22 protein-coding genes are annotated in these 20063 nt (G+C 38.4%); 21 read left to right on the forward strand and 1 reads right to left on the reverse strand.

The genetic code is table 11. The features are described from left to right. Window positions 1-85 precede the first annotated feature (85 nt). Genes ACR65M_RS13105 through rsmI form a run of 3 tightly spaced genes read left to right on the forward strand, consistent with a single transcriptional unit; the run spans window position 86 to window position 1956 of the window. Window positions 86-829 (forward strand): tRNA1(Val) (adenine(37)-N6)-methyltransferase, encoded by a 744-nt coding sequence (locus tag ACR65M_RS13105; protein WP_440273520.1) that lies wholly within the window; start codon window positions 86-88, stop codon window positions 827-829. Next, window positions 816-1115 (forward strand): GIY-YIG nuclease family protein, encoded by a 300-nt coding sequence (locus ACR65M_RS13110; protein WP_121449319.1) that lies wholly within the window; start codon window positions 816-818, stop codon window positions 1113-1115. The genes ACR65M_RS13105 and ACR65M_RS13110 overlap by 14 nt, the downstream gene beginning before the upstream one ends. Continuing rightward, window positions 1081-1956, forward strand: coding sequence for a 16S rRNA (cytidine(1402)-2'-O)-methyltransferase (gene rsmI / locus ACR65M_RS13115; RefSeq protein ID WP_440273521.1), 876 nt, complete (start codon window positions 1081-1083; stop codon window positions 1954-1956). The genes ACR65M_RS13110 and rsmI overlap by 35 nt, the downstream gene beginning before the upstream one ends. Window positions 1957-2003: 47 nt before the next feature. On the opposite strand, the gene abrB is transcribed toward rsmI, so the two are convergent. After that, the gene (gene abrB, locus ACR65M_RS13120; protein WP_121449317.1) at window positions 2004-2288 is read right to left on the reverse strand and encodes a transition state genes transcriptional regulator AbrB; all 285 of its coding nucleotides are present in this window, start codon (window positions 2286-2288) and stop codon (window positions 2004-2006) included. A gap of 506 nt (window positions 2289-2794) precedes the next feature. Here abrB and metG point away from each other — a divergent pair. From metG to ACR65M_RS13210, 18 genes are all read left to right on the forward strand, one after another. After that, window positions 2795-4744 (forward strand): methionine--tRNA ligase, encoded by a 1950-nt coding sequence (gene metG / locus ACR65M_RS13125; protein WP_440273522.1) that lies wholly within the window; start codon window positions 2795-2797, stop codon window positions 4742-4744. Window positions 4745-4799: 55 nt separating this feature from the next. Beyond that, the gene (locus ACR65M_RS13130) at window positions 4800-5567 is read left to right on the forward strand and encodes a TatD family hydrolase (protein WP_121449315.1); all 768 of its coding nucleotides are present in this window, start codon (window positions 4800-4802) and stop codon (window positions 5565-5567) included. A 224-nt stretch (window positions 5568-5791) separates the two neighbouring features. After that, window positions 5792-6988 (forward strand): resuscitation-promoting factor, encoded by a 1197-nt coding sequence (locus ACR65M_RS13135; protein ID WP_121449314.1) that lies wholly within the window; start codon window positions 5792-5794, stop codon window positions 6986-6988. A 248-nt stretch (window positions 6989-7236) separates the two neighbouring features. After that, entirely contained in the window at window positions 7237-7800 is a 564-nt protein-coding gene (gene rnmV, locus ACR65M_RS13140; RefSeq protein ID WP_440273523.1) for a ribonuclease M5, read from the forward strand. After that, window positions 7754-8686, forward strand: coding sequence for a 16S rRNA (adenine(1518)-N(6)/adenine(1519)-N(6))-dimethyltransferase RsmA (gene rsmA, locus ACR65M_RS13145; protein ID WP_440273524.1), 933 nt, complete (start codon window positions 7754-7756; stop codon window positions 8684-8686). Before rnmV ends, rsmA begins: the two co-directional genes overlap by 47 nt. Before the next feature lie 998 nt (window positions 8687-9684). After that, window positions 9685-10569, forward strand: a complete 885-nt coding sequence (gene yabG, locus ACR65M_RS13150; RefSeq protein WP_440273525.1) for a sporulation peptidase YabG — start codon at window positions 9685-9687, stop codon at window positions 10567-10569. Window positions 10570-10813: 244 nt separating this feature from the next. Beyond that, window positions 10814-11083: a biofilm formation stimulator Veg gene (veg, locus tag ACR65M_RS13155; protein WP_077620147.1), complete on the forward strand. Its 270-nt coding sequence runs from the start codon at window positions 10814-10816 to the stop codon at window positions 11081-11083. Between the two features lie 287 nt (window positions 11084-11370). After that, window positions 11371-11556: a small, acid-soluble spore protein, alpha/beta type gene (locus ACR65M_RS13160; protein ID WP_121449310.1), complete on the forward strand. Its 186-nt coding sequence runs from the start codon at window positions 11371-11373 to the stop codon at window positions 11554-11556. A gap of 180 nt (window positions 11557-11736) precedes the next feature. After that, window positions 11737-12606 (forward strand): 4-(cytidine 5'-diphospho)-2-C-methyl-D-erythritol kinase, encoded by an 870-nt coding sequence (gene ispE, locus ACR65M_RS13165; protein ID WP_121449309.1) that lies wholly within the window; start codon window positions 11737-11739, stop codon window positions 12604-12606. Window positions 12607-12660: 54 nt separating this feature from the next. Further along, complete coding sequence (gene purR, locus ACR65M_RS13170) at window positions 12661-13521, forward strand: pur operon repressor (protein WP_121449308.1); 861 nt, start codon at window positions 12661-12663, stop codon at window positions 13519-13521. Beyond that, window positions 13518-13892 carry a RidA family protein gene (locus tag ACR65M_RS13175; RefSeq protein ID WP_440273526.1) on the forward strand — a complete coding sequence of 125 codons (375 nt, stop codon included), beginning with the start codon at window positions 13518-13520 and terminating at the stop codon, window positions 13890-13892. Before purR ends, ACR65M_RS13175 begins: the two co-directional genes overlap by 4 nt. A gap of 143 nt (window positions 13893-14035) precedes the next feature. Beyond that, window positions 14036-14326 carry a septation regulator SpoVG gene (gene spoVG, locus ACR65M_RS13180; protein WP_010285377.1) on the forward strand — a complete coding sequence of 97 codons (291 nt, stop codon included), beginning with the start codon at window positions 14036-14038 and terminating at the stop codon, window positions 14324-14326. Between the two features lie 305 nt (window positions 14327-14631). Then, the gene (gene glmU, locus ACR65M_RS13185; protein WP_440273527.1) at window positions 14632-16011 is read left to right on the forward strand and encodes a bifunctional UDP-N-acetylglucosamine diphosphorylase/glucosamine-1-phosphate N-acetyltransferase GlmU; all 1380 of its coding nucleotides are present in this window, start codon (window positions 14632-14634) and stop codon (window positions 16009-16011) included. Between the two features lie 17 nt (window positions 16012-16028). Then, window positions 16029-16982: a ribose-phosphate diphosphokinase gene (locus tag ACR65M_RS13190; RefSeq protein WP_341329577.1), complete on the forward strand. Its 954-nt coding sequence runs from the start codon at window positions 16029-16031 to the stop codon at window positions 16980-16982. Window positions 16983-17076: 94 nt separating this feature from the next. Next, window positions 17077-17712, forward strand: a complete 636-nt coding sequence (locus tag ACR65M_RS13195) for a 50S ribosomal protein L25/general stress protein Ctc (protein WP_440273528.1) — start codon at window positions 17077-17079, stop codon at window positions 17710-17712. Window positions 17713-17899: 187 nt separating this feature from the next. After that, a complete protein-coding gene (pth, locus tag ACR65M_RS13200) occupies window positions 17900-18463 on the forward strand; it encodes an aminoacyl-tRNA hydrolase (protein ID WP_341329579.1) in 564 nt (187 codons plus the stop codon). 99 nt (window positions 18464-18562) lie between these two features. Beyond that, the gene (gene fin / locus ACR65M_RS13205; protein ID WP_121449302.1) at window positions 18563-18793 is read left to right on the forward strand and encodes an anti-sigma-F factor Fin; all 231 of its coding nucleotides are present in this window, start codon (window positions 18563-18565) and stop codon (window positions 18791-18793) included. A 153-nt stretch (window positions 18794-18946) separates the two neighbouring features. Continuing rightward, the gene (locus ACR65M_RS13210; RefSeq protein ID WP_440273529.1) at window positions 18947-20062 is read left to right on the forward strand and encodes a transcription-repair coupling factor family protein; all 1116 of its coding nucleotides are present in this window, start codon (window positions 18947-18949) and stop codon (window positions 20060-20062) included. Window position 20063 lies beyond the last annotated feature (1 nt).

Raw genomic sequence — 20063 nt, forward strand, 5'->3', positions numbered from 1 at the left:
TCCTAAATAGGAGAGGGCTTTTTCATTTTTAAACAATACGTTTATAATAGTAGATAGATAATCATAGGGAAGGAAACAGAATGCAATGGTTCAATTATATGACGATGAGCGCTTAGATCATTTATTAGCGGAAAACTTGAGAATCATCCAAAGCCCCTCTGTATTTGCTTTTTCATTGGATACAGTACTTCTGGCGCGATTTGTGTATGTTCCAATTCAAAAAGGAAAAATCATTGACTTATGTACAGGCAATGGAGTTATTCCACTACTTCTCAGTAGACGATCAAAAGCAGAAGTTACAGGTGTTGAAATTCAAAAGCGTATATATGACATGGCCAAAAGAAATATGGAATACAATAAGCTTTCTACTCAACTATCGGTTATTCACGGTGACATTAAGGACATGCCTAATCAGCTAGGTCGTGGTAAGTTCGATGTGGTAACCTGCAACCCGCCTTATTTTCCAACACCAAAGGCGGATGAAATGAATCAAAATGAATACCTTAAGATTGCTCGCCATGAAATTTATTGCACATTAGAGGATGTCGTTCGTGTTAGTAGCGAATTGGTTAAGCAAGGAGGTAAGGTTGCATTCGTCCATCGACCAGGTAGATTAATGGATATTCTCACCTTAATGAGACAATACCGAATCGAGCCAAAGCGCTTGCAATTTGTTTATCCGAGACTTGGTAAAGAAGCAAATACGATCTTGGTTGAAGGGATTAAGTTCGGAAAAGCTGACCTAAAAATTTTACCGCCTCTATATGTATACGATGAACAGAATGAGTATACAAAAGAGCTAAGGAAGATTCTCTATGGGGACGAATAATCATTATTTCTATGTCGTCGAGTGCAAGGATGGAAGCTTCTATGCAGGTTATACAACAGATGTTGAGGAACGTTTAAAAAAGCACAACGAAGGTAAAGGGGCCAAATATACAAGAGGAAGAGGTCCCATTACCCTATTATTTTCTCAGGAATTTGAAACGAAGGAAGAAGCAATGCGTGCTGAATATAGATTTAAACGACTGAAGCGGCCTGAGAAAGAACGGTTGCTTGCAATGGAAAGTGGGGAGCGATATGTGGCAGCAAAAGAGCTTTCAACCAAATTATGAATATGGAACTTTATATCTCGTTCCGACCCCGATTGGGAACTTGGAAGATATGACTTTTAGGGCGATTAAAACGTTGAAAGAATCAGCAGTTATTGCGGCAGAGGATACAAGGCAAACTAGAAAACTTTGCAATCACTTTGAGATTGAAACACCAGTTATCAGTTATCATGAACATAATAAAAAGGTGAGTGGTGAAAAGATTCTTTCCTTCTTGCGTGATGGCAAAGATGTGGCAATTGTAAGTGATGCCGGGATGCCGACAATTTCTGACCCGGGCTATGAACTAGTAGTTGAAGCCGTTAAGGAGAAGATGTATGTTGTTCCTTTACCTGGTGCAAATGCGGCATTAACATCACTGATAGCCTCGGGACTTGGTACACAACCCTTTTATTTTTATGGTTTTTTAGACCGTAATAAGAAGATGAAACGAAAGCAGCTGGAGAGTATCGTACATATCCAAGCAACACTGCTCTTTTATGAAGCTCCACATCGATTAAAAGAAACACTAAAGATTATGAGGGAGATACTTGGAAATCGCAAAGTAACAGTTTCTCGTGAATTAACCAAGAAATTTGAGGAGTTTATTCGTGGAGATTTAGATGAAATTCTTACCTGGTCAGAAGAGGATACCGTTCGCGGTGAGTTTTGTCTTGTTGTAGAAGGAGCACAGCAAGGTGAAGAAGAGGCTTTGGAGGCTTGGTGGGAAGAGCTATCAGTCGAACATCATGTCAATCATTATGTTGAGACTGAGTCAATGACAACGAAAGAAGCAATTAAACAAGTTGCAAAAGACCGAAATCAGCAAAAGAGAGAAATTTATCAAGAATACCATGGTTTATAGAATAGAAAAAAGCTTCTCAATCCGAGAAGCTTTTCATCTATCATTTATTATTTTACAACTGTTAGATTGTTTTGAAGCTCTTTAAGAATTTGTTCGGCACCTTCACGGCTAAGAACAATCTTGCCATTAGCAAGTGTAAAATTATCATCTGAAATTTCACCAGTTACTTGACAAGTCATATTTGGCTTGTATTTCTTTAAGATAATTCTGTCATCGTCAACATAAATTTCTAACGCATCTTTTTCTGCGATGTCTAATGTACGACGAAGCTCGATAGGAATAACCACACGACCTAATTCATCAACTTTACGAACAATACCTGTAGATTTCATTTCTTTTTTCTCCTCTCAATATTTTTATTTATTTATCTCTCTATATCGTCAATTTTCGACAAATTGATTTCTAGATAATGATATCAAGATTTCCATTTAACGTCAATCACTTTTAACTACAATTCTTTTAAAATATGTATAATAATGGTACATGTGTCCTATAACATCAAGCCTTTTTAGAAATGCCAATCTTATTAATCTACTTTATTACGAATAAATACTGTACTATAATAAAGGGAAAAATGGTAATTCAATTCGACTAAATTCGACAAAATTCACGTTATTTTTGTCGAAAAAAAATTCTATTTCATATTTATCGAAACGTTTCCTATTTCATTCGCTTACATATTCTATTTAGATACGGAAATTTGGCATTTCTTTTTTCTTCAAGGGGCAGGGGCTACAGGCGCTTGCGCTTTTCTCGTGCTTTAGGTATATTTTGAAGATATAATAGGAATAGATGAATAGTATGTCTACACGTGTACTTGATAAGAGGAGGTTTAACGATGGCACAAGAAAATAAAACATTTTATTTAACTACACCCATTTATTATCCAAGTGGAAAATTACATATTGGTCACGCATATACAACTGTAGCGGCAGATGCTATGGCTAGATATAAAAGACTACGTGGATATGAAGTCATGTTTTTAACAGGAACTGACGAGCACGGTCAAAAAATCCAACGTTCTGCAGCTGAAAAAGGTGTTACACCACAAGCATATGTTGATGAGATTGTGTCAGGTATCCAAGAATTATGGCAAAAACTTGAGATTTCTTATGATGATTTTATTCGTACTACAGAAGATCGCCATAAAAAGGTTGTCGAAAAGATTTTTGACCAACTTGTTAAACAAGGCGATATCTATCTTGACAAATACGAAGGATGGTATTGTACACCATGTGAATCTTTCTTTACAGAAAGACAATTAGCAGATGGAAATTGCCCTGACTGCGGACGTCCAGTTGAAAAGGTAAAGGAAGAATCCTATTTCTTCAAAATGAGTAAATATGTAGATCGCCTGCTTCAGTATTATGAAGAGAATCCGGAGTTTATCCAACCTGAATCCCGTAAAAATGAAATGATTAATAACTTTATTAAGCCTGGTCTTGAGGATTTGGCTGTATCAAGAACAACTTTTGATTGGGGTATTAAAGTACCAGGAGATCCAAAGCACGTTATCTATGTATGGATTGATGCGTTATCGAACTATATCACAGCATTAGGTTATGGTACTGACGATGATTCTAAATATCAAAAATATTGGCCTGCTGATGTTCATTTAGTAGGTAAAGAGATTGTTCGTTTCCATACGATTTACTGGCCAATTATGCTAATGGCATTAGACCTTCCACTGCCGAAAAAGGTATTTGCCCATGGTTGGTTATTAATGAAGGATGGAAAAATGTCAAAATCAAAAGGAAATGTCGTTGACCCGGTTACATTAATTGACCGTTATGGGCTGGACTCACTTCGTTATTATTTACTTCGTGAGGTTCCTTTTGGTGCAGATGGTGTATTTACACCTGAAGGTTTTGTTGAAAGAATCAATTTTGACTTGGCAAATGACTTAGGAAACTTACTTAACCGTACTGTTGCAATGATCGGACGGTATTTTGATGGTACCATTCCAACTTATCAGGGTAATCAGTCAGAATATGATACGCAGCTTGCGAATTTTGCGGTGGACACTGTTTCTAAATATGAAGAAGCGATGGAGAAAATGGAGTTTTCCGTTGCGCTTACAGCTCTATGGCAGTTCATTAGCCGTACAAATAAGTATATTGATGAAACTCAGCCTTGGGTTGTTGCAAAGGATGAAGCGAAAAAGGATGAACTAGGTTCAATTATGAGTCATTTAGCAGAATCCCTTCGGTTTGCAGCAATTATGCTTGAGCCGTTCTTAATCAAAACTCCAGGTGAGATTTTTACACAACTCGGAATGAGGGAAGAAGCATTAAAAACATGGGAAAGCCTAACTGAGTTCGGAATTAAAACAGAAGGACTTCAGGTTACTAAGGGTGAGCCTATTTTCCCACGATTGGAAATTGCCGAAGAAGTAGAATATATAAAAGCTAAAATGCAGGGTGGTACGAAAAAAGAAGAGCCTGTACAAGAAGTGGAACAAGCAGATGAAATCACGATTGATGATTTTATGAAGGTCGAACTTCGCGTTGCAGAAGTGCTTCAAGTAGAGCCTGTAAAAAAGGCTGATAAGCTATTAAAACTTCAATTAGACTTAGGTTTTGAAAAACGTCAGGTTGTTTCTGGTATTGCACAATATTACACTCCTGAGGAATTAGTAGGTAAGAAGGTAATTTGTGTAACAAACCTTAAACCTGTAAAATTACGTGGAGAATTATCACAAGGTATGATTTTAGCAGGGTCTGTTGATGGGAAGCTATCAGTCGCCACGATTGATCAAAGCCTACCAAATGGAGCTAAGGTAAAATAACAAAAGGGACAGATAACTTCTGTCCTTTTTACATATTGAAAAAGGAGTTTTATTTATGTTAATTGATACACATGCTCATTTAAATGCGATACAGTATCAAGAAGATTTAAAAGAAGTAATTGAAAGAGCACAAAGTGAAGGTGTTGAAATCATTGTAGTTGTTGGGTTTGACCGTGAAACGATTACAAGAGCGATAGAATTAGCGGATACTTATGAGTTTATTTACGCGACAGTTGGGTGGCACCCAGTGGATGCAATTGATATGACAGATGAAGATCTCAAATGGATTGAGGAACTTTGTTCCCATCCAAAGGTCGTAGCGTTAGGTGAAATGGGTCTTGATTACTATTGGGACAAGTCCCCAAAAGAAATTCAAAAGGAAGTCTTTCGTAAGCAAATTGCACTAGCAAAGAAGGTAAAACTACCCATTATTATTCATAATCGAGAGGCAACTGCCGACATTATTGAAATCCTGGAAGAAGAGAAAGCAAGTGAGGTCGGCGGCATCATGCACTGTTTTACTGGTAGTGTTGAAGTCGCAAAACAATGTATGGATATGAACTTTTATATTTCATTTGGTGGGCCTGTTACCTTTAAAAATGCAAAAAAACCAAAAGAGGTAGCAACTGAAATTCCATTAGATCGTCTACTAATTGAAACTGATTGTCCTTATTTAACACCACATCCTTTTCGAGGAAAACGAAATGAACCAAGCTATGTGAAATATGTAGCAGAGCAAATTGCGGAACTAAAAGGGGTTACTTTTGAGGAAATTGCCCAAATAACATCCGACAATGCGAAGCGATTTTTCGGCATAAAATGATAGCAAATTTTGTCAAAAAATAGGATAGCTTGTCCAACAATAAGTTAATTAGAAAAAGTTCTACATGTCTCCTTTGTCTCATATATATCTTTGTCGACAACTAATTCTTCCTTTTTAAAAATTCTTCTTGCATAATATTTAGTACGGTGAATGAAAAAAGGGGTGGGGTTGACAGAATATAATATCCTTTATATAATCCACTGAGAGAAGGAGGCGTTTTTCATTTGCTTAAAAACATGAAAAAACTGTTTTCCGAGTCAAAGCACAGAAAGAGATTAATAGTCTCGATAAGTAGTTTTATAGTTTTAGTAGGTGCCGGCACAGGTTATGCTACATATGAAACTACAAAGGATACAGTTACACTATCATTAAATGGAAATGAGCAAGTTATAAGGACGCACGCAAACACGGTTGCAGAAGTTCTACAAGATTTAGAGATAGATGTCTCGAAACATGACGAGCTTTCACCTTCAATGGATACGGCAATCAAGGACAATTTGAAAGTGACATGGCAAGAGGCTATTCCGGTTGAGCTTGTAGTTGATAACCAACCACAAAAGGTCTGGACAACAGTCAAAACCGTGGGAGATCTTTTCAAAGACACTAAGGTAGAAATAACAGAACACGATAAAGTCAATCCAAGTTTAGATACAAAGTTAAAAGAAGATATGAAAGTGGAAGTTGAAAAAGCATTTCAACTCACTTTAAATGACGGCGGTACAGAATCAAAAGTGTGGTCCACTTCGACTACTGTCGCTGACTTTTTAAAAGGTCAAAATGTTACACTAAATGAATTGGATCGAGTAGAACCAGGAATGGAAGCACAGATTACAGCAAATAGTGTCGTCAATGTCGTACGAGTAGAAAAAGTCACCGATGTAGTGGAAGAATCAGTTGCCTTTGCGGTTGTTAAGAAAAAGGACAACAGCCTCGATAAGGGCAAGCAAAAGGTTGTAAATCCTGGCCAAGATGGTAAGGTTGCAAAACACTACGAAGTCGTTCTTGAAAATGGAAAAGAAGTTTCAAGAGATCTTGTCAAAACAGAAACCTTACAAGATAGTAAGGATAAAGTAGTAGCTGTCGGTACACGTGAAATTGTTCAACAGGTTTCCCGTGGTAAAAGTAATGTTTCAAAAGAATTCTATGTTTCATCTACAGCGTATACTGCGTATTGTAGTGGTTGCTCAGGAACAACTGCCACAGGAATTAACCTTCGTTCAAATCCAAATGTCAAGGTTATTGCGGTTGACCCTAGTGTCATTCCTCTAGGTACAAAAGTGTATGTAGAAGGATATGGCTATGCAGTAGCTGCTGACAAGGGAACTGATATTAAAGGTTATAAGATTGATGTCTTTTTCTCGGAAAAATCTCAAGCTTTTCGTTGGGGCCAACGAAAGGTAAAAATTCAAATACTAAATTAACTTGCATTGAACAGAGGAATATTCCTCTGTTTTTTTATGTCTGGTTCCAGTGCCTAGCCCCTCGAGGTCACAAGCCAATCCATCAAGAAGGTCAAAGAGCAACCTTCTCGCTGACTCGTCTTGTGCTTGTCGGGGCTGATCAAGGCACTGGAACACTTCTTTTTATGTCTATGTCTTTTTTGTTATAATTATGTAATATTTGTATCTATAATGTTAGACGAAATAAATCGAGAAAGGTTTCAATAAAAATGAAAATAAAAGAAATAATTGTTGTGGAAGGCAAAGATGATACCGTAGCTATCAAAAGAGCGGTTGATGCTGATACAATCGAGACAAACGGTTCAGCCGTTAATCAAGATGTTCTAGAAACCATTAAACACGCCCAACAAGTAAGAGGAGTGATCGTGTTTACAGATCCTGACTACCCAGGGGAGAGAATCCGCAAAATTGTGGCGAATGCTGTTCCTGGATGTAAGCATGCTTTTTTGCCAAAGAAAGAGGCACTTGCGAAGTCAGGTAAAAAGGTTGGGGTCGAGCATGCTACCCCAGAAGCGATTAGAAAGGCCTTAGAAGAGGTTAAACAAGAGCGGGAGGACTTTGACTCTGATATCGACTTGGACGCTCTTGTAGAGGCAGGGTTGATTGGAGGAAGTAAGGCGAAGGAACGAAGAGAAAAGCTAGGCGTCCTTTTGAAAATTGGTTATACTAACGGAAAACAGCTATATAAACGCCTGCAAATGTTCCAAATCACAAAAGAGGCATTTGATGAGGCTGTCGAAAAAGTACTACAGGGGGAAAGGCAAAGTGATTAAAGATATCGCCACACCTATAAGAACTAGAGCAATTTTAGAAAAGCATGGATTTTCATTTAAGAAAAGCTTAGGACAAAACTTTTTGATTGATACAAATATTCTCCACCGCATAGTCGACCACGCTGAAATTACAGAGGAAACAGGAGCAATCGAAATTGGACCAGGAATTGGAGCATTAACTGAACAGCTTGCTAAGCGAGCAAAAAAAGTGGTCGCATTTGAAATAGATGGTCGACTTTTGCCAATATTAGCAGATACGTTATCTCCATATCCAAATGTTGAGATTATCCATGAAGATGTATTAAAAGCAGATGTGCAGTCTGTCATTCATGAAAAAATGCAGGGAACTAGCGATATTATGGTAGTTGCCAACCTCCCTTATTATGTAACGACGCCTATCATTATGAAGCTTTTAACAGAAAACATCCCATTAAGAGGCATTGTTGTAATGCTGCAAAAAGAAGTAGCAGATCGGATTTCAGCTGTACCCGGTACAAAGGATTATAACTCATTATCAATTGCCATCCAGTATTATACCACCGCTGAAACTGTCATGACGGTACCAAGAACCGTGTTTGTTCCACAACCCAATGTAGACTCTGCGGTGATTCGTTTAATCAAAAGGAAGGAACCTGCAGTAAAGGTTGAAAATGAACCCTTCTTTTTTGATGTGGTTCGTGCTTCATTTGGACAAAGAAGAAAGACAATCTTAAATAATTTAACCTCAAATCTTCCAAACGGGAAGGCTTTAAAAGAAGTAATTGAAGGGTGTTTAGCCACTTCAAATATCGATCCAAAACGTCGCGGAGAAACATTATCAATCGAAGAATTCGGGCACTTGAGTAATGAATTGTATAAGAACTTAGACAAAGGGCCTACTGAATAGTTAACGTATTCCGATTCAAGGAGCAAAACAGTAAATTACAATACATTTCTAGCGTGAATTCACATACGAATTCACGCTTTAACTTTTTTGAGAACAACAGTTGCTGCTGAAGTACGGCAAAACCTTTTAATTAAATGGAGTTACTTGACTTTGGACACACCTGCGCAGATCATGCCTAGCGTCGTCCGAAGATGACTAAACTTCGGACACGCTCGCGAAGAAATTACCTTGTGCAGTCCGAAGATAGCAAAACTTCAGACTCACTTGAGCAAAAATTGCCTAGCGTAGTCCGAAGATACCTCAACTTCGGACGCACCTCAGCAGAAGTTACCTTGAGCTGTCCGAAGATGCCTCAACTTCAGACACAGCCCAGCAGAAATTACCTAGCGCAGTCCGAAGTTACCAAAACTTCGGACACATTTGCGCAGCTTATGCCCTCTGTAGTCCGAAGATGACTAAACTTCAGACACACTCTTGTGGAAATTGCCTAGCGTTGTCCGAAGATGACTCAACTTCGGACACAGCCCAGCAGAAATTACCTAGCGCAGTCCGAAGATACCTCAACTTCGGACACAGCCCAGCAGAAATTGCCAAGCGCAGTCCGAAGATACACAAACTTCGGACACACCTCAGCAGAAATTACCTAGCGCAGTCCGAAGATACCTCAACTTCGGACGCACCTCAGCAGATATTGCATTCCCTTGCCCGAAGAACCCAAACATCGACCACACCCTAACAGAAATGGCCTTCCATTGTCAGCAATACTTTATTACCTGGTAGTTTTTTGACTAAAATTTATTTGACATTAATCAAATGCGGGCGGATATGATAATTAAACTGTTAGTAATTCAAAACGGAATACGTTACTGAATAGTAAGCCCTTTGTCTTTTTTAGGTTGTTCCACTTTCTTTCCTCTCACCACTTTTGCCTATTCTGCATAGGCTAACCAGTAGGTATCTCATAAGCGCAAATTACCTCGAAGTTGGAGTGGTTGAGGATGGAAATAAAAGTTGGTGATATTGTTGCAAGGAAATCATATCACTTTGACCTTTTGTTTAAAGTAACAGAAATTGCACATGATCAAACAGTTTATTTATATGGTGAAGATGTAAGGTTGATTGCAGATGCTCCATATGATGATTTAGTTCTAGTCGATGAGAACGAAAGGCAGAAGAGACAGCGGAGTGATCGAGAAAAAGTGGATCATTCCTATCGCCTTTTTCGACAAGATTATCAGTTAATTAGGCAAAAAAATGAATACCATGCCACAGGTGGTTATTCAAGTGATACAGAGTTTTTTCAAATTCCAGGAAGAGTCCTGCATATTGATGGTGACCCCAATTACTTAAAAAAGTGCCTAGCGTTATATGAGAAGATAGGTGTTCCTGTATATGGAGTACATTGTCATGAAAAGGAAATGCCAGATAAGATTGATGAGTTACTTGATAAATATAGACCTGACATACTTGTGATAACTGGGCATGATGCATTTTCAAAGTCGAAGGGAAAGGTTACTGAACTAAAGGCATATCGGCATTCTCGCCATTTTGCTCAAACGGTTCGACAGGCAAGAAAACGAGTTCCGCATTTAGATCAACTTGTTATTTTTGCAGGTGCATGCCAGTCCCACTTCGAGTCTTTGATAAGAGCGGGTGCAAATTATGCAAGTTCACCTTCAAGAGTCAATATTCATGCGCTAGACCCTGTATATATCGTTGCAAAGATTTGTTTTACACCATTTGATGAAAGAATTAATGTATGGGATGTCCTACGAAATACATTAACAGGAGAAAAGGGCCTTGGAGGTATTGAAACGAAGGGTGTATTACGCACGGGTATGCCTTACCAAAAATTAGTGGATGAAGAAGAAGGGGATCTCTAACGTGTTACGCTAGAGATTCTCTTTGGTATTTTATTACATATATAACGATTGAAAAATATGTCGATGAAAGAAATCTTGATTTTTATACATATTAGCTACACTTTTGAACATACTATCGGTTGTGCACTAAGAAAAATGTAGGAAAATATATATTGACAAGTATTTTGTATCATTGTTATAATTTTAGTTTTGTTTGACGTTTTAAGATTTATTTGGTATACTTAAAATAGTGAGGTGGAGTGAAATGGGAAAAACTTTGCTTGATATCAAAAGGTCTTTAGATACAAATTTAGGCAAGAGGCTTACTTTAAAGGCGAACGGTGGTCGTAGAAAGACAATCGAGCGCTCGGGAGTACTCGCTGAAACGTACCCCTCTGTATTTGTAATTGAACTAGACCAGGACGAGAACTCGTTTGAGCGAGTATCATACAGCTATGCTGATATCCTTACAGAAACCGTTCAATTAACATTCTTTGATGAGACATCTGGGAACATTGCTATAAGTGGGCAGTAGACATTGTGTTTGCTGCTTTTTATTTTGTCTAAAAACGTGGTTTTTTTTAATGTCTAGCTTTAGGCGCCATTGGCTCTTTGGTCTAAGCAAATTGCTACTGAAGGTAAAGTACACCTTCTGTTAGATATTTACTTATGCTTCTTGCCGAAGTGTTGGTGCCTTTTTGCTTTTCTAAAAAAGAGCCACGTTTTTTGTTTAAAAAAGAATTAATAGGATAAATTGTTACTATAATTATCCCTTGTTTTTCTAATACTAAGGTTGTCGTAGGTAGAAAGGGGTTGTAGTTATTGGGAAGACGTAGAGGAATTATGTCGGAAACCTTTAAAGAAGAATTAGCAAAAGAACTTGGTTTTTATGACACTGTAAAAAATGAAGGTTGGGGTGCAATTCGTTCGCGTGATGCCGGTAATATGGTAAAACGGGCAATTGAAATTGGACAACAACAGCTTGCTAATAAGGGGAAAAACCAGTAAAACAGTTTCTTGAACTACGACGCCGGAGCAGATTCGCTTCGGCTTTCTTTATATAAGAATAAGGTCATTATGAACGATTTACATAAAAAACCGTGCAGACAGCACGACATCACTGTTTTACGTTGTTTACTTTATGGTACAATGTCAATATTGAATTTTACGTTTAAAGCAGGTGTTTTCATGAAATTATTAGTTAAGGCCCCGGCAAAGATCAATTTAGCGCTCGATGTATTACATAAGCGCCAGGATGGTTATCATGAGGTGCGGATGATCATGACTACTATCGATCTATCGGACAGGCTTGAATTATCCGATTATGAGGGGGATGAAATTAAGGTCGTTTCCCATAATCGTTTTGTACCGGATGACAGCCGTAACCTAGCTTATCAGGCTGCAAGCTTACTGAAAAAGCGATACGGAGTAAAAAAGGGCGTCGTTATTTCGATTACAAAATCAATACCAGTGGCTGCAGGGCTCGCTGGTGGAAGCAGTGATGCAGCCGCAACGTTAAGGGGACTAAATAAATTTTGGAACCTTGGTCTGAGTTTAGACGAACTAGCATCGATTGGAGCTGAAATTGGCTCAGATGTGTCCTTTTGTGTTTATGGTGGGACTGCCCTTGCGACTGGCAGAGGTGAAATTATAACCGAATTACCTGCACCCCCACATTGTTGGATCATATTAGCAAAACCAACAATAGGGGTCTCAACAGCAGATGTCTATCGGAACCTTTCAATTGATCAAATCAATCATCCAGACGTGGATGGGATGATTCGAGCAATTGAAATGAAGGACTTTGGTGGGATTTGTGATCGTGTCGGAAATGTATTAGAGGATGTAACTCTTAAGCTCCATCCGGAAGTAGCAAACATAAAGGAGCAAATGAAACGGTTCGGTGCGGATGCAGTATTAATGAGTGGAAGTGGACCTACTGTTTTTGGACTTGTTCAAAGAGAATCTAGAATGCAGCGGATTTATAATGGATTGCGTGGCTTTTGTGACCAGGTTTATGCAGTTAGATTGCTTGGTGAGCGAAATAAGGTTGAATAAAAACGTATATTAATGGTATATTATCTATAAAATATTCGGTTTTTGGAGGCAGCCATGAAATTTAGACGGAGTAGTAGACTTGTTGATATGACAAATCACTTGCTTTTACATCCACAGCACCTTGTTTCTCTCTCTTATTTTGCTGAAAAATATGATTCTGCTAAATCCTCAATTAGTGAAGATCTAGCTATTATCAAGCAAACGTTTGAGCAGCAAGGAATTGGAACATTAATTACAGTAGCAGGAGCTGCTGGAGGAGTAAAATTTATTCCAATGGTCGGGGAAGATGAAGCGAGTGAGGTTGTTGAGGAACTTTGTAAGGTAATAGCAAATCCAGATAGGCTTCTTCCGGGTGGTTATTTGTATCTTACTGATATACTAGGAGACCCGAGAATTGTTAATAAAATCGGGAAAATCTTTGCTTCTATTTATTCCAATCATGAGATTGATATTGTTATGACTGTTGCAACAAAGGGGATACCATTGGCATATGCAGTTGCATCATATCTAGACGTTCCCGTTGTCATTGTAAGACATGACAATCGAGTGACTGAAGGCTCTACTGTAAGTATTAATTACGTATCCGGATCTACAAAGCGGATACAGACAATGGTACTAGCTAAGCGGAGTTTGAAGGAAGGAGCAAATGTCCTAATTATCGACGACTTTATGAAAGCTGGCGGAACTGTAAATGGAATGGTTAGTATCCTTGAAGAGTTCAATGCAAACGTTAAAGGGATCGGTGTCCTAGTTGAATCTGAAGGTGTAGAAGAAAGACTAGTGGATGAGTACATATCCTTAGTAAAACTTACAGATGTTGATGTGAAAGAAAAACAAATTAAAGTTGCTGTTGGAAATTATGAATCATACTTACGACAAGTAGAAATTGAAGATGAGATGGGGGAAGAAGAATGAGGCAGGTACAAACGAATCAAGCACCCGCTGCAATTGGACCATATTCACAAGGAATCATTGTCAATAATATGTTTTTTAGTTCTGGGCAAATTCCTCTAACACCAACTGGTGAACTTGTTAGTGGAGGAATAAAAGAACAAACGGTACAGGTTTTTAAGAATCTGCAAGCTGTTTTAGCTGAAGCGGGCGCATCTCTTGATACAGTTGTTAAAGCTACTGTATTTATTAAAAATATGGATGACTTTGCAGAACTAAATGAAATTTATGGGGAATTCTTTGCCGGGCATAAACCAGCCCGCTCTACTGTTGAAGTGGCAAGACTTCCTAAAGATGTTTTAGTAGAAATTGAGGTAATCGCACTCGTAAAATAATAGCGTTATTCACTAACATTCTGTTCATTCACAAAAAAGTATGAATCTTTTTAAAAAAATATTTGATATTTAGCAGGAGATTCCGATTTTTCGTTGAATATGAATAACTAAGTTTTTATATAGTCAAAAAGGTGGTGAACAGAATGGAAGTGACAGACGTTAGATTACGCCGCGTTAATACTGAAGGTAGAATGAGAGCGATTGCATCAATTACGTTAGACCATGAATTTGTTGTACATGACATTCGTGTAATCGATGGAAACAATGGTTTATTTGTTGCAATGCCAAGTAAACGTACTCCAGATGGTGAGTTTCGCGATATCGCTCATCCAATTAACTCAAGTACTCGTGGAAAGATTCAAGATGCTGTACTAGCTGAGTATCACCGTTTAGGTGAAGTAGAGGTTGAGTTTGAAGAAGCGGGCGCATCATAAAATAAAAAATTATTACATCAAAGAGCCTACATATACATAGGCTCTTTTTCTTTCCCTCCTTATCCCCAATAAACTTTTTCCAGTTAAAAAAACATGTACTTTCGTTAGTTTTCTTGAAAATGGTCTCTTTTTAAGATATATTCGAAATGGATAAAAAGGTTTAACATTTTGCAATTGAGGTTTGCATGATGCTAAAGCCTCTGGCGGAGATATGCGATTTCAAAGAAAAATTTTTAGGCGTGCTCGAAAATTTTGGTCGCAATTTCACCGAGGCGAATTTGATTAGGTTAATTGGAGGCCTGAACATGACAAAAAGATACGGCGTAATTTTGGCCGCTGGGCAAGGAACACGTATGAAGTCTAAGCTTTACAAGGTACTGCATCCTGTATGTGGAAAACCAATGGTACAGCATGTAGTAGATCAACTTTCAACATTATCCTTACAAAAACTCGTGACAATAGTTGGACACGGAGCAGAAACTGTAAAAGCACAAATTGGAGATAAAAGCGAATATGCCCTTCAAGCTGAGCAATTAGGCACAGCGCACGCTGTTATGCAGGCAACGGACCACTTAGCAAATGAAAAGGGAGTAACATTAGTCGTTTGTGGAGATACTCCGCTTATAACAGCAGAAACGATGGAGGCGTTATTAAAACAGCATGAAGATGCTGGCGCTAAGGCAACAATCCTAACAGCTGTGGCTTCGGAGCCAACAGGTTATGGGAGAATTGTCCGTAATGCAGAAGGACATGTGGAGCGTATCGTAGAACATAAAGATGCAACAGATGAAGAACGAACAATTACCGAAATCAATACGGGTACATATTGTTTCGATAACGAAGCATTATTTGAAGCACTTTCAAATGTATCCAATGACAATGTACAGGGCGAATATTATCTTCCAGATGTCATTGAAATTCTGAAAAATAAGGGCGAAATTGTATCTGCATTCCAAACAGCATCATTCGAGGAGACACTTGGAGTGAATGATCGTTATGCCTTATCTCAGGCAGAAACGTTAATGAAACAAAGAATCAATAAAAAGCACATGATGAATGGTGTTACCATCATCGATCCGGATAATACCTACATTTCATCAGAAGCCAAAATCGGTTCAGACACTGTTTTACATCCCGGTACTATGATTATTGGCGATGTTGAAATTGGTTCGGATTGTGAGATTGGTCCAAATTCAGAAATAAAGAATTGTAAGATTGGTGATCGTACTGTGATCCGACATTCAGTTGCACATGATAGTAGTATTGGAAATGATGTAGCAATCGGACCGTTTGCGCATATCCGTCCAGCATCTCAAATTAGTGACAAAGTAAAAGTTGGAAACTTTGTTGAGCTAAAAAAGGCTGTTTTTGGTGAAGGAAGTAAAGCATCTCACTTAAGCTATATTGGAGATGCGGAGGTTGGCACAAATGTAAATATTGGTTGCGGCTCTATCACTGTCAACTATGACGGAAAAAATAAATTCTTAACAAAAATCGAAGACAATGCATTTATTGGATGTAATTCAAATTTAGTGGCTCCAGTGACAGTTGGCGAAGGAGCATACGTTGCGGCTGGCTCAACAATTACAAGTGAAGTCCCTAGCAACGCACTTTCAATAGCTAGAGCTCGCCAAGTTAATAAAGAAAATTATGTAGAGATCTTAAATCAAAAGAAAAATTCCTAATGGAGGTCAGTAAGATCATGCCTAATGAATACCGTGACTCAAGTTTAAAGGTATTTTCGTTGAATTCGAATGCACCTTTGGCTGAAGAAATTGCTAAGTCAATTGGTGTTGAGCTTGGGAAGTGCTCTGTAACACGTTTTAGCGATGGAGAAATCCAAATTAACATTGAAGAAAGTATTCGTGGATGCGATGTTTTTGTTATTCAATCAACGAGTGCTCCTGTAAATGAACATATCATGGAAGTATTAATTATGATTGATGCACTTAGACGTGCTTCCGCAAAGACTATAAATATTGTCATGCCTTATTACGGGTATGCAAGACAAGACCGAAAAGCACGTGCACGTGAGCCAATTACAGCAAAGTTAATTGCAAATCTGTTAGAAACAGCAGGAGCAGATCGTGTAATTACGTTAGATCTTCATGCACCGCAAATCCAAGGCTTTTTTGATATCTTGATTGACCACCTAATGGGCGTGCCAATTCTTTCTGATTATTTCAAAGCCAAGAATCTTGAAGATATTGTTATTGTATCTCCAGATCATGGTGGGGTTACACGTACACGTAAAATGGCGGATCGTTTAAAGGCTCCTATTGCGATTATAGATAAGCGTCGCCCAAGGCCAAATGTGGCAGAAGTGATGAATATTGTTGGTAACATTGAGGGGAAAACGGCAATATTGATTGATGATATTATTGACACAGCAGGGACAATTACGTTAGCGGCAAATGCACTTGTCGAGAATGGTGCTTCTGAAGTATATGCATGTTGTACACACCCTGTATTATCAGGACCAGCAATTGAACGTATTCAAAATTCAAAAATCAAAGAATTGATTGTAACCAATACGATTCTATTGCCAGAAGAGAAACAAATCAGTAAGATCAAGCAGCTTTCTGTAGCTCCACTAATCGGTGAAGCAATCGTACGTGTTCACGAGCAACAATCAGTAAGCACATTATTTGATTAAGAAAGCTTCCTTTCTTTTTAAAAAGAAGGTTTACTTCATCATCTTTAGGGGAAATTTAGTAATATGACTAAATCTTCCAAGGATGGTGTATAGAATGTCTGTAGTTTTAGAAGCGACAGAACGAGTAAAGGATAAAAATTCTACATTAACAAAGATTAGACAAGCGGGAAACATCCCGGCAGTCTTAAATGGGCCGAATCAAAGTCAACCCATTTACGTAAATAGTGCAGACTTTTTAAAAACGATTCGCACCACTGGTCGTAATGGAATTATCAAACTTGCAATTCAAAATAACCAGCATTCTGTTATGCTACAAGAAGTTCAAACAGACCCAATTAAAAGTGAAATCATTCATGCAGATTTCCAAATCGTAAACATGTCAACAGAAGTTACCGTTGACGTGAATATTAATTTAGTTGGGGAAGCGTCTGGAGTGAAGGATGGCGGAGTGCTTCAGCAGTCCATCCATTCAGTGTCCATTTCTGCACTTCCAACCGATATTCCGCAAACAATTGAAGTGGATGTGTCAAACGTAGAGGTTGGCGATGTTGTTACGTTAGAGGACATCGATACAAAAGGTAAATTTACAATTAACCAAGATACTTCACAGGTCGTGGCTTCTGTTCTTGCACCACGACAGGAAGAAGAGATTAGCACAGGAGAAGAACAAGAACCTGGCGAACCTGAAAACCTAGAGGGTAGAGAAACTAACGAATCTGAAGAAGGCTAAAGAAAAAGGTTGGACGTGACCAAAACGGTTACGTCCTTTTGCGACATCCAGTTCCAGGCGCCATCGGCTCGAGGTCATAAGACAATCACATCTGAAGGTAAAAGGCACCTTCTGCCAGCGCTTGTCTTATGCTTGTCGCCGATAGATGGGCGCCTTTTACTTTTGAATTAACAAGGTGGGGGAAAAAATGAAGTTGATAGTAGGGTTGGGAAATCCCGGTAGGCAATACGAGGAGACAAGACATAACGTTGGGTTTAAGGTTATTGATGAGCTTTCTAATCAATTACATATACCGCTGGATAAGGCAAAATTCAACGGAGTATTTGGTCAAGGCATGGTGAATGGGGAGAAGGTTATTCTTTTAAAGCCTCTCACATATATGAATTTATCGGGAGAAAGTATCAGGCCACTCATGGATTATTATGATATTCTAGTTGAAGATATACTTGTTGTATATGACGAGCTTGACTTACCAGTAGGAAAAATTAGGTTGCGCGAAAAAGGAAGTGCAGGGGGCCATAATGGAATGAAATCCATTATTCAGCACCTGAGCACTCAGGAATTTAAGCGTATTCGAATTGGAATCAATCGCCCTACAAACGGCATGAAGATAGCTGATTATGTCTTAGGTCGTTTTCCAGCTGAGGATTTGCAGGATATTCAAGATGCAATCCAAAAGTCCGCTGAAGCTGCAGAAAAATGGGTGTCAACATCATTTTTACAAGTAATGAACGAATTTAATGCAAAGTAGTGTAGTATGATAAGGTAAGAGGCAGTGAATAAAGAATCCCAACGCGGTTTATACTAGAAAGTGTAAACTATGGTCGTATCCGTAAAAAGGAGGATTCTTATGTCACTACACTACCATTGTCGACATTGTGGTGTGAAGGTTGGAAGTATTGATAACCTATCCCTACATAGTGAGAGTCTTGGATTTCATCAATTAACTGACCAAGAACGACAAGAGATGATATCTTACCAATCAAATGGCGACATTCATGTAAAAACAATATGTGAAGATTGTCAGGAAGCGTTGCAACGGAATCCTGATTTTCATCAATATGAATCATTTATTCAATAAGAGGAAAAGCTTTGGCCTTCGCAACCAAAGCGTTTTTCTATTTATGTAAAAAGGCGCGAAGCTCCATTTTACGAGATTCACATCCGATGAATGAATCTATTTAAGCACGAGTTACTACTATACACGTAAAAACTTCGAGAGGGGGTTTCCGAGTTGCTTAAGGGACTACAACAATATGTTGGGAATAATGATGAGTTAAAATCAATTATAAATGGAATTGAAGGAGGCTTGCGTGAGCAATTAATAGCCGGTATATCTGGTTCAGCTCGAACTGTGTTTGCGGCAGCTCTCTATAGACAAACAAATCGACCGATATTGGTCGTTACCCATAATTTGTTTCAGGCACAGAAAATTTATGAGGATTTAAACGGTCTTTTAGAAGAAGACGAGGTTTTTCTATATCCTGTGAATGAATTAATTGCATCAGAAATAGGAATTGCAAGCCCCGAGTTAAAAGGCCAGCGTATTGAGGCTCTAAATTATTGGAGTCATCAATCAAAGGGTGTCATAGTTGCTCCAATAGCAGGTTTAAAGAGACTCCTTCCACCTAAGAAACTATGGAATGAAAGTCAGCTGACATTTACGGTTGGACATGATATAGAAGTGGAGTCTATTTTAGAAAAACTGGTTGAGATGGGATATGAACGTGTGTCAATGGTATCAGCACCCGGGGAATACAGCGTAAGAGGTGGAATTCTCGATATCTATCCCTTAACAGAAGAAAATCCTGTACGTATTGAGTTATTTGATACAGAGGTAGATTCCATTCGCACATTCTCACTAGAGGATCAACGATCACAGGCGAAAATTGACTCAATCACTATTGGACCTGCTACCGAAATTTTATTAACACCTAAGCACTTAGATAAAGGCGTACATGCATTAGAAGAAGGACTAGCAAAAAGCCTTAAAAAAGTTAAAGATGAGAAAGCAAAAAAACTGTTATTAGAGAACATTTCCTACGAACTTGAACAGATGAGAAGTGGTCAAATTTTGCAGAAAATGTTCAAATATCTATCTCTTGTCTATGATACGCCTGCTAGTTTACTAGACTATTTACCTGCAAATGGTCTCGTACTTTTAGATGAAATTAGTAGAGTTCAGGAGATGGCTGATAGTCTTGATAAAGAAGAAGCTGAGTGGGTAACAAGTCTTTTATCGCAAGGGGAGATTATTCATAACATTACCTTGTCTATAAATGTCAATGATAAAATGTACATTTTCGCTCGTTTAAGGATGTACAATTTTGCTTCCCAACTATTTTTATGAA

This window comes from Ferdinandcohnia sp. SAFN-114 (assembly GCF_059415045.1).

What these genes read in the sequence shown, in the direction of transcription:
- purR (WP_121449308.1), top strand. Translation starts at nt 12,661, where the DNA reads ATGAAATTTAGACGGAGTAGTAGACTTGTTGATATGACAAATCACTTG.
- ACR65M_RS13190 (WP_341329577.1), top strand. Translation starts at nt 16,029, where the DNA reads ATGCCTAATGAATACCGTGACTCAAGTTTAAAGGTATTTTCGTTGAAT.
- ACR65M_RS13195 (WP_440273528.1), top strand. Translation starts at nt 17,077, where the DNA reads ATGTCTGTAGTTTTAGAAGCGACAGAACGAGTAAAGGATAAAAATTCT.
- ACR65M_RS13175 (WP_440273526.1), top strand. Translation starts at nt 13,518, where the DNA reads ATGAGGCAGGTACAAACGAATCAAGCACCCGCTGCAATTGGACCATAT.
- ACR65M_RS13130 (WP_121449315.1), top strand. Translation starts at nt 4,800, where the DNA reads ATGTTAATTGATACACATGCTCATTTAAATGCGATACAGTATCAAGAA.
- ACR65M_RS13110 (WP_121449319.1), top strand. Translation starts at nt 816, where the DNA reads ATGGGGACGAATAATCATTATTTCTATGTCGTCGAGTGCAAGGATGGA.
- metG (WP_440273522.1), top strand. Translation starts at nt 2,795, where the DNA reads ATGGCACAAGAAAATAAAACATTTTATTTAACTACACCCATTTATTAT.
- fin (WP_121449302.1), top strand. Translation starts at nt 18,563, where the DNA reads ATGTCACTACACTACCATTGTCGACATTGTGGTGTGAAGGTTGGAAGT.
- rnmV (WP_440273523.1), top strand. Translation starts at nt 7,237, where the DNA reads ATGAAAATAAAAGAAATAATTGTTGTGGAAGGCAAAGATGATACCGTA.
- spoVG (WP_010285377.1), top strand. Translation starts at nt 14,036, where the DNA reads ATGGAAGTGACAGACGTTAGATTACGCCGCGTTAATACTGAAGGTAGA.
- abrB (WP_121449317.1), bottom strand. Translation starts at nt 2,288, where the DNA reads ATGAAATCTACAGGTATTGTTCGTAAAGTTGATGAATTAGGTCGTGTG.
- yabG (WP_440273525.1), top strand. Translation starts at nt 9,685, where the DNA reads ATGGAAATAAAAGTTGGTGATATTGTTGCAAGGAAATCATATCACTTT.
- veg (WP_077620147.1), top strand. Translation starts at nt 10,814, where the DNA reads ATGGGAAAAACTTTGCTTGATATCAAAAGGTCTTTAGATACAAATTTA.
- ispE (WP_121449309.1), top strand. Translation starts at nt 11,737, where the DNA reads ATGAAATTATTAGTTAAGGCCCCGGCAAAGATCAATTTAGCGCTCGAT.
- ACR65M_RS13105 (WP_440273520.1), top strand. Translation starts at nt 86, where the DNA reads ATGGTTCAATTATATGACGATGAGCGCTTAGATCATTTATTAGCGGAA.
- glmU (WP_440273527.1), top strand. Translation starts at nt 14,632, where the DNA reads ATGACAAAAAGATACGGCGTAATTTTGGCCGCTGGGCAAGGAACACGT.
- rsmI (WP_440273521.1), top strand. Translation starts at nt 1,081, where the DNA reads ATGTGGCAGCAAAAGAGCTTTCAACCAAATTATGAATATGGAACTTTA.
- rsmA (WP_440273524.1), top strand. Translation starts at nt 7,754, where the DNA reads ATGAGGCTGTCGAAAAAGTACTACAGGGGGAAAGGCAAAGTGATTAAA.
- pth (WP_341329579.1), top strand. Translation starts at nt 17,900, where the DNA reads ATGAAGTTGATAGTAGGGTTGGGAAATCCCGGTAGGCAATACGAGGAG.